Raw genomic sequence first — 11275 nt, forward strand, 5'->3', positions numbered from 1 at the left:
CGTCGCGCGTCGCCGGCGCCGATGGCCACGAACAGCTACAAGCCGGCTGCCCTCAGCATGATAGGTGCTTCGATGCCGCACCACGAGACCGCGAACCGACTGATTCCCGGCTTTTTGCTCCCTGAATTTCCCCCTCCGAATCCGGCAAAGCGAGGTCAGCCGCGCGTCTGTGCGACTTCCTCCCGCGTCTGCGAGCCGTGGTAATCGTCCTGCGCGACCGCTTCTTCGGTCGTGCTCTTGGACGTGGGGTCCGGGACGAAGCGGTAGCCGACATTGCGAACGGTTCCGATCAGGGATTCGTACTCGGCGCCCAGTTTCGCTCGGAGCCGCCGCACGTGGACGTCGATCGTACGGGTGCCGCCGAAATAGTCGTACCCCCAGACCTCCTGGAGCAGTTGGGCGCGGGTGAACACCCGGCCCGGGTGCTGCGCCAGGAACTTCAGCAGCTCGAACTCCTTGAAGGTGAGGTCGAGGATCCGTCCGCGCAGCCGGGCGATGTAGGTGGCTTCGTCGATGACGAGGTCGCCGCGGCGGATCTCGTCGGGGTCATCGGTGGTGGTGTCGGCCTGGCCGATCGCTAGCCGCAACCGGGCCTCGACCTCGGCCGGGCCCGCTGTGGTCAGCAGGAAGTCGTCGACTTGCCAGTCGGAAGTCAGGGCCGCGGCGCCGCCCTCGGTCAGGATGACGATGAGGGGGCAGTCGAGGCCGGTAGTGTCGAGCAGCCGGCAGAAGTTGCGCGCCGCGGCGAGATCCTTCCGGGCGTCGACCAGAATGGCGTCCACGGGCGTGCTCGCCGCACGGTCGGTACTCGACGCGAGAAGCGCGCTGGCCTCCGCAGGGGAGACGCGCACCGAGTGGAGAAGCAGACCGAGGGCGGGTAGAACATGGTCCGACGGTTCGTTGGAGTTCGTCAGCAGCAGGAGATGGCTCATGCGTCTCTTCCCGTCATCCCGCAAGATGCGGCCGTCGAAGGCGTCGTTGCCCTCGGTGAAGAATGAACTGTATTTCGCCTCCGAGAACCTCTAAGGATAGTCAACGATGGCGAGCGGAACCATCAGGTACTGGGCCGCGGCGAAGGAAGCCGCGGGCGCGGAGTCGGAACCCTACGAGGCCGGGACGCTGGCCGAAGCGCTGGAAGCGGTGCGTGTCCGGCATTCCGGGAACGACCGGCTGCTGAAGGTGCTGGACCGGTCGTCGTTCCTGGTGGACGAGTACTCGGTGGGCAAGCGGCCGCACACTGAGGTGCGGCTGGCCGAAGGCGGCACGGTCGAGGTGCTTCCGCCCTTCGCGGGCGGGTGAAGCCGGCCCGCCGCGGTGCGGCCGTCGAGCCGCCGAGACGAAGGGACGGGGAGAAGGATGAGCGGTGCCGACCCGGCGCACCGGATCACCATGATCGGCAAGCCCGGCTGCCATTTGTGCGACGAGGCGCTGCGGATTATCGAACGTGTCGCCGCTGACCTCGGTGTGTCCTACGACGTGCGGGATATCACAGAGGCGCCCCCAGAGGAGAGGGACGAGTACTGGGAGAAGATCCCGGTGACGTTCGTCGACGGAAAGCCGCACGATTTCTGGCGGGTGAGTGAGAAGCGGCTGCGCGCCGCTCTGACGTAGGCCTTGGACCAGCGGGGTTTTAGGCGAAGACCACCCCACTTTGTGCCCGCTTTCACAAGAGCGTAATCTGGGGCGAAAATCCATTCCGGCCGGGGTCTTGCCAGGTGTGATGCGCAATCGCGCGGGGGCATCGAACCTGTATGGGCCCGAATTACCGAGTCAGACCGACAATCGCTGCCCAGGAGCGCACGCCTGTGACCCGCCGTACCCCACGGCCCCGGGAAAGGGGAATCCCGGAGGCGACAGTCGCCCGACTCCCGGTGTACCTGCGCGCCCTGCAGGCGCTGGACGACCAGGGAACCCCCACGGTCTCCTCTGAGGATCTGGCTTCGATCGCCGGGGTGAATTCGGCGAAGCTCCGCAAGGACCTGTCGCACCTGGGGTCCTACGGAACCCGCGGGGTCGGTTACGACGTCGAGTATCTCATCTACCAGATCTCGCGTGAGCTTGGTCTCACACAGGACTGGTCGGTGGCCATCATCGGCATCGGCAACCTGGGGCGTGCGCTGGCCAACTACGGAGGCTTCGGTTCGCGCGGATTCCGGATAGCGGCGCTTCTCGACGCCGACTCCTCGATCGTCGGGGACAAGGTCGCGGGCCTGTCGGTGCGGCATATCGACGCCCTGGAGGATGTTGTCGAAGGCGAGGACGTCTCGATCGGTGTCATCGCCACCCCGGCAGCGGCGGCCCAGAGCGTGTGCGACCGTCTTATCGGGTGCGGCGTCACCAGCGTGCTGAATTTCGCACCGGTGGTGCTCAATGTGCCCCCGAGCGTGGATGTGCGTAAGGTCGATCTATCCATAGAGCTTCAGATCCTGCCTTCCACGAACAACGAAAGTCCGACGGGTACGGCGGGCCGGAGTGGTTCGGGGTCCCCGGGAGCCTGACCTGAATAGGGCCTGAGTGTCGAGGTAGTAGTGCCTGCATTGGAGTGCAGATGAGTGTCCTCGCCGTTGGGCTGAGCCATCGGAGCTCGCCCGTGGCGCTGTTGGAGCGTGTCGCGTTAAGCGACGAGGCGCGTCTCAAGGCCATGTCGGAGATGGCGAACGCCTCGTCGGTCAACGAGGTCATGATGGTCAGCACGTGCAACCGCACGGAGATCTACGCCGACGTCGACAAGTTCCACCCTGGCGTCGCGGCCGTCACCGAACTGTTCTCGTGGCACACCGGCGTCGCCCTCAGCGAGTTCTCCCAGCACCTTTACGTGCACTACGAGGAACGCGCCGTCCAGCACCTGTTCTCCGTCACCTGCGGGCTGGACTCCATGGTGGTCGGGGAGGGGCAGATCCTCGGCCAGGTCCGCGACTCCCTCAAGGACGCCCAGCAGGTGGGAGCGCTCGGCCGTGTCCTGAACGACCTCGGCCAGCGCGCGCTCCGGGTCGGCAAGCGCGCGCACACCGAGACGCACATCGACCACGCCGGAGCCGACATGGTCGGCCTGGGGCTGGCCGTCGCAGGCCGCCACCTGCGCCCCTCCGCCCTGGAGTCCACCGCGGAGGAGGCCGCCGGCACGCCGGCTGGGGCCGGGCGCTGCCCCGTCGACCACCCGGTCACCGCGGGCGACACCGGTACGGACGCGGTCGAGGCCGCGCTGCCGTTCCCGCAGGCGCTCACAGGGGTGCGCGCCCTGGTTCTCGGCGCCGGATCGATGAGCGCGCTCTCGACCAACACCGTGGCCCGGCAGGGCGCGAGCTCCGTCCTCGTCGCGAACCGCACGTTCGAGCGGGCGGCCCGGCTCGCCGAATGCCTCACCGAGGCCTACGAGCCCATCGACAGCCGGGCCGTCCCGTTCGAGGAGGCCGAAGGCGCGCTCGCCGACGTCGACCTGGTGATCTCCTGCACCGGGGCTCAGGGCCTGGTACTGACCCGCGAGGCCGTTGAGAGCGCCGCCGCGCGAAGGAGCGGTTCCGCGCGCCCGCTGGTCTTCCTCGACCTGGCCCTTCCGCACGACATCGACGCCGGTGTCCGCGACATTCCGGGCGTGCGGCTGGTCGACATCGAAGACCTGCGGCGGGCCGCGGCCGAAGGCGCCGACGGGGTGGACGACCCCGGCCGCTCCGGCGCGATCTCGGTGGTCCGCGACATCGTCGACGAAGAGGTCGCCGAGTACCAGTCGGTCCGCCGCGCCGAGCTGGTCGCCCCCACCGTCGTAGCGCTGCGCAGCAAGGCGCGGACGGTCCTCGACACCGAGCTGGCCCGGCTGGAGGGCCGGCTGCCCGACCTCGACGACAAGACGCGCGACGAGGTCACCTACGCCATGCGGCGGGTGGCCGACAAACTGCTGCACCAGCCCACTGTGCGCGTCAAAGAGCTCGCGGCCGGGCCTGACGGCGACTCCTACGAGGTCGCCCTGCGGGAGCTGTTCGGCCTCGACCCCGCCACCCCCGATGCCGTGACCCGCCCGGAGAAGGGCACACGCACCCCGCCCGGCGAGGAGAAATAGCGATGCCCCCCGCACCGGTCCGCCTCGGCACCCGCCGCAGCCCCATGGCCACCTCGCAGTCGCAGCGGGTCGCCGACGCGATCACCGAGCGCACCGGGACGCCGGTGGAGCTGGTGCTGATCACCAGTTTCGGCGACGTGACCAAGGCCCACCTGACCCAACTGGGCGGCACCGGGGTGTTCGTCAACGCGTTGCGCGACGAGCTGCTGGCGGACACCGTCGACGTCGCGGTGCACTCCCTGAAGGACCTCCCCACCACCCCCGCGGACGGGCTGACCCTCGTCGCGATCCCAGAGCGGGACGACCCGCGCGACGCGCTGTGCGCCCGCGACGGTCGGAAGTTCGCCGACCTGCCCGCCGGCGCCACGGTCGGCACCGGTTCGCCGCGCCGTGTGGCCCAGCTCGCGGCCCTGCGCTCGGACCTGAACTACGTCCCCATCCGCGGCAACGCCGAGACCCGCCTGGGCAAGGTCTCCTCGGGCGAACTCGACGCGGTCGTGCTGGCCTACGCCGGTCTGGTCCGGGTCGGCCGTGCCGACGACGTCACCGACCTGTTCGAACCGGAGCAGATGCTGCCCGCCCCGGGGCAGGGGGCTCTCGCAGTGGAGTGCCGCACCGAGCGCGCGGCGCAGGGCGACCTTGGCTTCTTCGCCGCCGTGGACCACGAGCAGACCAGGGCCGGCGTCACCGCTGAGCGCATCGTCCTCGCGGAGCTGGAGGCCGGATGCGCCGCCCCTGTCGGGGCCTATGCCGAATGCTACGACGGCCGGCTGCGGCTTCGCGCCGCCGTCGTCGCCACCGATGGTTCCCAGGCGGTGCGCCGGGAACGGGCGGTGCGGCTTGCGGAAGGTTCCGCGGCGGCGACCATCGACACCGCCGCCGGTCTCGGTAGGGAGCTGGCCCGCGAGATGATCGAGGAAGGAGCGGACCGCATCGTTGCCGACGCCGGTGCCCAGGCAGGGGCACCGCGACCGGAGTAATGAGGAGCGAGCGCACATTGAATCCGCAGAGTGAGAACCACGAGGCGTCGGCCCGCCATTCGGGCGCGCCCGCTACCGGCCACGTCGCCTGGTGGGTGCCGGGCCGGGCAACGCGGAGCTGCTGACACTGCGGGGCGCGGCTCTCCTCGCCAAGGCCGATGTGGTCTTCACCGTGCGGGAGCCGGGCGCCGAACTGGCCAAGTACCGTACGGAGCTGCTCAAGCACTGCCGCGACGACGTCAAGGTGGTGCAGCCCGCCGAGTGCGGCGGCGAGATCGACGCGTTCGCCGTCGCCCACGCGCGTGACGGCTACCGGGTAGTGCGGCTGTACAGCGGTGACCCGCTCCTGGGGTGCCGCGGCGCGGAGCTCGCCGCGGCGTGCAAGGAGGCCGGCATCGAGTACGAGATCGTCCCCGGCCTGTCCGCGGTGACCGCCGTGCCCACCTACGCGGGGATCCCGCTAATGCCCAAGGACGTCAGCGGGATCCGGGTGGCCAACGCCAAGGACCCCGCGGCCGACTGGACCCACCAGGGCGAGGGCACACTCGTCGTGATGTTCCCCGACGCGCCCGACGGCGAGGACTCCCGCCACAGCGGTCCCGGGTTCGACCAGCTGTGCAAGGCGCTGGTGGCCGGTGGGCGCCCCGGGACCGAACCGGTCGCCGTGACCCGCATGGGCAGTACCACCGAGCAGACCACGGTGGTCTCCACCCTGTCGCGCCTCACCGCCGACCTCAAAGCGGCCGACGCCAAGGGCAACAACGTCACCACCCCGGCCCTACTCGTCGTGGGAGAGGGCGCCGAGCGGCAGAAGGAGCTCTCCTGGTTCGAGACCCGCCCGTTGTTCGGGTGGCGGGTGCTCGTCCCGCGCACCAAGGAGCAGGCGGCGGGTCTGTCGGAGCAGCTACGCGGGTACGGCGCCGTGCCGGAGGAGGTTCCCACGATCTCCGTGGAGCCGCCCCGGACCCCGCAGCAGATGGAGCGGGCGGTGCGCGGGCTGGTCACCGGCCGCTACCAGTGGGTCGCGTTCACCTCGTTCAACGCGGTGAAGGCCATCAGGGAGCGCTTCGAGTCCTACGGCCTGGACGCCCGCGCGTTCGCCGGTGTGAAGGTCGCGGCCGTGGGGGAGCAGACAGCGGCCGCGCTGCGCGACTTCGGCATCCAACCGGACCTCACTGCGCCCGCTGACAAGCAGTCCGGTGCGGGGCTGGTCGAGGTCTGGCCGCCCTACGACGCCGAGCTCGACCCGATCGAACGCGTCCTGCTGCCGCGCGCCGACATCGCAACGGAGACACTCGCCGCAGGGCTCAGCGACCTCGGCTGGGAGGTCGACGACGTCACCGCCTACCGCACCGTGCGCGCCGCGCCCCCGCCCGCGCCAACACGCGAGGCGATCAAGGGCGGCGGGTTCGACGCCGTGCTGTTCACCTCCTCCTCCACGGTGCGCAACCTCGTGGGGATCGCCGGGAAGCCGCACAACGCGACCGTGATCGCGGTGATCGGCCCCGAGACCGCCAAGACCGCCGAGGAGTTCGGGCTGCGCGTCGACGTCACCGCGCCGAAAACCTCGGTTTCCGCCCTGGCGGCCGCGCTTTCGGAGTACGGTGCCGCTCAACGGGACGAAGCCGTCGCCGCGGGCAAGCTCGTTCTCAAACCGAGCCAGAAGCGGCGCGGCAGAAGACGCAAGACCGTCTGAGCCGATCATCGCCACCGGAGCTAGGAGCTGTCCCGCATGAGCGCCCGCTTTCCCGCCGCCCGGCCGCGCCGGCTGCGGCGCACGCCCGCGCTGCGGCGCCTGGTGGCCGAAACGCGCGTCCGGCCGGAGGAACTGATCCTGCCCGTGTTCGTCAAGGAAGGCATCGACGAGCCGCGGCCGGTGCCCTCGATGCCGGGCGTCGTCCAGCACACCCGGGAAAGCGTGCGCAAGGCGGCCCAGGAGGCGGCCGAGGCCGGCGTGGGCGGGCTGATGCTGTTCGGCGTCCCGGAGTTCAAGGACGAGCGCGGTTCCGCGGCCGACGACCCGGGCGGCGTGATCCAGCGGTCGCTGCGCGACCTCTCGGCCGACCTCGGCACGGACATCGTGATCATGGCCGATCTCTGCCTGGACGAGTACACCTCGCACGGGCACTGCGGTGTGCTCACCCCCACCGGTGAGGTCGACAACGACGCCACGCTGGAGCGCTACGCCTCCATCGCGGTTGCGCAGGCCGCCGCCGGCGTGCAGGTCGTCGGGCCGAGCGGGATGATGGACGGCCAGGTCGCCGCGATCCGTGCGGCGCTGGACCAGGCCGGCTACACCGACGTCGCGATCCTCGCCTACGCGGCGAAGTACGCCTCCGCGTTCTACGGGCCGTTCCGCGACGCGGCCGAAGGCGCGCCGCGGTTCGGCGACCGCACCGGCTACCAGCAGGACCCGGCCAACATCCGCGAGGCGCTGCGCGAGGTGGAGCTCGACGTGGCCGAGGGCGCCGACATGGTCATGGTGAAACCGGGGCTGGCCTACCTGGACGTCGTCGCCGAAGTGGCGCGCGCGTTCACCGTCCCGGTATCCGCATATCAGGTGAGCGGGGAGTACGCGATGGTGGAGGCCGCCGCCGAGAAGGGGTGGCTCGACCGCGAGCGCGTCATCCTGGAGACGCTGCTCTGCCATCGGAGGGCCGGCGCCGCCCAGATCCTCACCTACTGGGCGACCGAGGCGGCGAGACTGCTGCGGTAGGGGAACAGGTACTTCCCGATCGCGCCGGTCGAGGTCGGGAGGGCGACGCACCGACAGCGACCGGAGGAACGGGGAGGGGGACAGCCTTGGCCGGTGTCATGTACCGGCGGCGGAAACGCCGTCCCGCGGCCGGCGGGATGTTGGAGGCGGCGCTCGATTACGCTGCTCTGGGATGGTCGGTGTGCCGCGGGGCCGAACCCGGTGGCGCCGGCGGGCGTGCCTGTGGCTGCGACCGCATGGGCTGCCCTGATCCGGCCGCGCACCCGTTGTCGGCGGCGTGGGGGCTGGAGGCCACCACCTCGCCGGAGACCATCCGGCGGTGGTGGACCGAGACCCCCGGGGCCAACGTCATCCTGCCGACCGGCAGGGTCTTCGACGTCTTCGACGTCCCCGCTGACGCCGGTGTCATGGCGCTCGCCCGCATGGACCGGGCCGGGGTGAACGCCGGTCCGGTCGCTGCGGTGGACGGTCGGCGCTACCTCTTCTTCGTCGCCACGCGCTCACCGGTCGACGAGGACGAGTGGTGGTCCTGCCACCTCGACTGCGTACCGGAGACCATTTCGGAAACCCCCGGACTGCGCTGGCACTGCCGCGACAGTTACGTGCTCGCCGCCCCCTCGCGCCTCCCGTCCGGGGAGCAGGCCGGCTGGATCCGCTCTCCCCGCAGCGGCGAGGGGATCACCGAACTGCCCGACCCGATCGTCGTACTGGACGTTCTCGCGGACACCTGCGATTAGCCGGTCCCGCGGCCCTGTCCAGGGGGCGGCGGTGCAGAGCGGCCCGCCCGGAGACTCCACCGGGCGGGCTCAGGCCGGGTAGGAGTCCACCTCGGTGGCCTTGACGCACGCCCAGGCCTTCTCACCCGGTTCCATCCGGAGTTCGGCGAGCGCGGCGGGGGTGATCTCGGCCGAGAGCGCGAGTTCCCCGTCGAGATGGACCCGGACCTGGTCGCCGAGGCGCTCGATACCGTCGATCGTGAGCCGCCAGGTGTTGCGCGGACTTCCGGTCGGCCGTTCGCGGTAGAGCGCGACGGCACGGGGCGGGAAGGCGACGAAGACTTCGCCCCGGCCCGGCTCGCGTGCGGCGATGCGCGCGGAACCTGGTCCCGAGCCGATGTCCACCGTCGTTCCGCGGGCCCGTCCGCGGTAGAGGTTGAGCCCGACGAGCCGGGCGACGTATTCGGTGCGCGGGTGCTGGGCGACCTCGGCCGGGGTTCCGTTCTGTACCACCGTCCCGTGTTCCAGGATGGTGACGCGGTCGGCGAGGACCATCGCCTCCAAGGGGTCGTGGGTGACCACGATCGCCGCGCCGTCGAAGTCGTCGAGGTGGCGGCGCAACTGGGAGCGCACGGTCAGGCGTGTGTGGGCGTCGAGGGCGGACAGGGGCTCGTCGAGAAGGAGGAGGCGGGGGCGCACCGCGAGGGCCCGCGCCAGCGCGACCCGTTGCGCCTGCCCTCCGGAGAGCGCGGCGGGGCGGGAGCGCGCGTGGTCGCCGAGCCCCACCCGCGCCAGGAACTCGGCCGCCTCGCGCCGGGCCCGGCGCTTGTCGGTCCCGCGGCAGCGCGGGCCGAAGGCGACGTTTTCCAGTGCGCTCATGTGCGCGAACAGCAGGTAGTCCTGGAAGACCATCCCGATGGGGCGGCTCTCCGTCGGAAGCGCCGTGATGTCGCGCCCTTCGAGGAGGATCCGTCCCCGGGTCAGAGGGAGCAGACCGGCCAGCGCCCGCAGGGCCGTCGACTTGCCGGCTCCATTGGGACCGAGCAGCGCCACGACCTCGCCCGGCGCCGCGGAGAGCTCCATGTCGAGCCGGAAGCCGGGACGGCTCACCACCAAGCGGGTGTACAGGCTGTCCGTGCTCAAAGGGAACCGACCCACCTCTCACGGAGACCGACGAGGATCACCAGCGACACCAGGAGCAGGACCAGGCTGAGCACGATGGCCGACTGCGGGTCCGTCTGCATGGCCACGTACACGGCGATCGGCATCGTCTGGGTGCGGCCGGGGAAATTCCCGGCGAAGGTGATGGTGGCACCGAACTCGCCCAGGGAACGCGCCCAGCACAGAACCGCGCCGGCTCCCACACCCGGCATGACCATCGGCAGGGTGACCCTCCGGAAGATCACCGCCCGGCTCGCGCCCAACGTGGCGGCCGCCTCCTCGTAGCGCGTGTCCGCGCCGCGCAGGGCGCCCTCAACACTGATCACCAGGAACGGCATCGCGACGAAGACCTGCGCCGCGACGACGGCCGCCGGGGTGAACGGCATGGAATAGCCGAACCAGTCGTAGAGGTACCGGCCGAGGACACCGCTCCGCCCGAAGGCCAGCAGCAGAGCGACGCCCCCGACCACGGGAGGGATCACCATCGGCACGGTCACCAGAGCGCGCACCAGGCGGCGGCCCGGAAAGGAGGTGCGCGCCAGTACCCAGGCCAGCGGAATCCCGAGGAGGAGAGAGATGGCCGTGGCCACGCTGGCGGTCGTCAGCGACAGCAGCAGAGCGGCACGGACCTCCGGCGTCAGCAGGCGGGCGCCGAGGGTGGGCCAGGGCGCGCGGACCAGCAGCCCGGCGAACGGCAGCAGCAGGAACAGCACCCCCGCGAGTGCGGGGAGCACCAGGATCCAGGGGGTCCGGCCCGCACCGATCCTCCGGCCGCGCAGCGGCGCGGACACCGTACGTCCCCGGGCATGGTGGCCGCTCTCGTTCAAGTCCCGTCTCCCGCTCGGCCCGGACCGCGGGCCCTCAGTACGACGGGAGCGCCCGCCGGAACCGCGGTAGGCCGGTTCATGGCGCGCGGAAACCCGCGCCGGTCAGGACGCCCTGCCCGGCCTCGGAGGTGACCAGGTCGATCCACTCCTCGGCCGGCCCGGCCTGGGGGGCGCCCGCAAGGACGGCGATCGGGTACTCGTTGACGGCGTCCTCGGTTTCGGGGAACCCGATCCCCGACACCTCTTCCGAGGCGATGACATCGCTCCGGTAGACCAGCGCGGCGTCGACCTCGCCGAGTTCGACCTTGGTCAGCGCCGCCTTGACATCCTCCTCCAGCGTGTCCGCGGCGATCTCCGTACCGCTGGACCGCATCACCGTCCGCGCCGCCTGCCCGCACGGCACCTCCGGAGCGCACAGCGCCACCGTGGCGTCTTCGGAGGCGAGGTCGTCCAGGTCCTCGATGCCCGCCGGATTGTCCGGGGGCACGGCGATCTCCAGGGTGTTCTCCGCGAAGACCACGGGCTCGCCCTCGATGTTGCCCGCCTCGGCGGCGAGGTCCATGTTCGCGGGGTTCGCCGAGGCGAACACGTCGGCCGGCGCCCCCGCGTTGATCTGCTGGGCGAGTTCGGAACTGCCGGCGAAGTTGAACTCCACCTCGACGCCGGGACGTTCGTCCTCGAAAGCGGTCTTGAACTCGTTGAACGGCTCGGTCAAGGACGCCGCGGCGAAGACGGTCAGGATCTGCGCCCCGCTGTCCTCCGCGGGACCGCAGCCGGCGGCACCGAGCAGCAGGGCCGACGCGGCGGCGGCGCCGATGGCG

10 protein-coding genes and 2 pseudogenes are annotated in these 11275 nt (G+C 70.9%); 8 read left to right on the forward strand and 4 right to left on the reverse strand.

Annotation, left to right across the window (positions count from 1 at the left end):
- Nucleotides 1–155: 155 nt before the first annotated feature.
- The gene (locus tag VS93_RS22050) at nt 156–932 is read right to left on the reverse strand and encodes a winged helix-turn-helix transcriptional regulator (protein WP_046471794.1); all 777 of its coding nucleotides are present in this window, start codon (nt 930–932) and stop codon (nt 156–158) included.
- Between the two features lie 106 nt (nt 933–1038).
- On the opposite strand from VS93_RS22050, the gene VS93_RS22055 reads away from it, so the two are divergent.
- The 8 genes and pseudogenes from VS93_RS22055 (at nt 1039) to VS93_RS22090 (ending at nt 8487) form a co-directional block, all read left to right on the forward strand.
- Nucleotides 1039–1299, forward strand: a complete 261-nt coding sequence (locus VS93_RS22055) for a MoaD/ThiS family protein (protein WP_046471795.1) — start codon at nt 1039–1041, stop codon at nt 1297–1299.
- A gap of 57 nt (nt 1300–1356) precedes the next feature.
- A complete protein-coding gene (locus tag VS93_RS22060) occupies nt 1357–1611 on the forward strand; it encodes a glutaredoxin family protein (RefSeq protein WP_046471796.1) in 255 nt (84 codons plus the stop codon).
- 194 nt (nt 1612–1805) lie between these two features.
- Nucleotides 1806–2503: pseudogene (locus VS93_RS22065) on the forward strand (redox-sensing transcriptional repressor Rex).
- A 45-nt stretch (nt 2504–2548) separates the two neighbouring features.
- Nucleotides 2549–4054, forward strand: a complete 1506-nt coding sequence (locus VS93_RS22070) for a glutamyl-tRNA reductase (RefSeq protein ID WP_046471797.1) — start codon at nt 2549–2551, stop codon at nt 4052–4054.
- Between the two features lie 2 nt (nt 4055–4056).
- The gene (hemC, locus tag VS93_RS22075) at nt 4057–5034 is read left to right on the forward strand and encodes a hydroxymethylbilane synthase (RefSeq protein WP_046471798.1); all 978 of its coding nucleotides are present in this window, start codon (nt 4057–4059) and stop codon (nt 5032–5034) included.
- A pseudogene (locus VS93_RS22080) lies at nt 5034–6730 on the forward strand (uroporphyrinogen-III synthase). The gene hemC and the pseudogene VS93_RS22080 overlap by 1 nt, the downstream one beginning before the upstream one ends.
- A 36-nt stretch (nt 6731–6766) precedes the next feature.
- Complete coding sequence (gene hemB, locus VS93_RS22085; protein ID WP_046471800.1) at nt 6767–7750, forward strand: porphobilinogen synthase; 984 nt, start codon at nt 6767–6769, stop codon at nt 7748–7750.
- Nucleotides 7751–7836: 86 nt separating this feature from the next.
- Nucleotides 7837–8487 (forward strand): bifunctional DNA primase/polymerase, encoded by a 651-nt coding sequence (locus tag VS93_RS22090; RefSeq protein WP_046471801.1) that lies wholly within the window; start codon nt 7837–7839, stop codon nt 8485–8487.
- 69 nt (nt 8488–8556) lie between these two features.
- Here VS93_RS22090 and VS93_RS22095 read toward each other — a convergent pair whose 3' ends face one another.
- The 3 genes from VS93_RS22095 to modA form a co-directional block, all read right to left on the reverse strand.
- Nucleotides 8557–9549 (reverse strand): ABC transporter ATP-binding protein, encoded by a 993-nt coding sequence (locus VS93_RS22095; RefSeq protein WP_082127108.1) that lies wholly within the window; start codon nt 9547–9549, stop codon nt 8557–8559.
- Between the two features lie 56 nt (nt 9550–9605).
- Nucleotides 9606–10454: an ABC transporter permease gene (locus tag VS93_RS22100; RefSeq protein WP_173434349.1), complete on the reverse strand. Its 849-nt coding sequence runs from the start codon at nt 10452–10454 to the stop codon at nt 9606–9608.
- Nucleotides 10455–10530: 76 nt separating this feature from the next.
- On the reverse strand, nt 10531–11271 hold the full coding sequence (modA, locus tag VS93_RS22105; protein WP_046471807.1) for a molybdate ABC transporter substrate-binding protein: 741 nt from the start codon (nt 11269–11271) through the stop codon (nt 10531–10533).
- Nucleotides 11272–11275 lie beyond the last annotated feature (4 nt).

This window comes from Allosalinactinospora lopnorensis (assembly GCF_000981225.1).
GTDB lineage: Bacteria > Actinomycetota > Actinomycetes > Streptosporangiales > Streptosporangiaceae > Allosalinactinospora > Allosalinactinospora lopnorensis.

Coding starts and splice junctions, on each gene's coding strand:
- VS93_RS22070 (WP_046471797.1), top strand. CDS start 2,549: ATGAGTGTCCTCGCCGTTGGGCTGAGCCATCGGAGCTCGCCCGTGGCG.
- hemC (WP_046471798.1), top strand. CDS start 4,057: ATGCCCCCCGCACCGGTCCGCCTCGGCACCCGCCGCAGCCCCATGGCC.
- VS93_RS22055 (WP_046471795.1), top strand. CDS start 1,039: ATGGCGAGCGGAACCATCAGGTACTGGGCCGCGGCGAAGGAAGCCGCG.
- VS93_RS22095 (WP_082127108.1), bottom strand. CDS start 9,549: ATGGAGCTCTCCGCGGCGCCGGGCGAGGTCGTGGCGCTGCTCGGTCCC.
- VS93_RS22050 (WP_046471794.1), bottom strand. CDS start 932: ATGAGCCATCTCCTGCTGCTGACGAACTCCAACGAACCGTCGGACCAT.
- hemB (WP_046471800.1), top strand. CDS start 6,767: ATGAGCGCCCGCTTTCCCGCCGCCCGGCCGCGCCGGCTGCGGCGCACG.
- VS93_RS22060 (WP_046471796.1), top strand. CDS start 1,357: ATGAGCGGTGCCGACCCGGCGCACCGGATCACCATGATCGGCAAGCCC.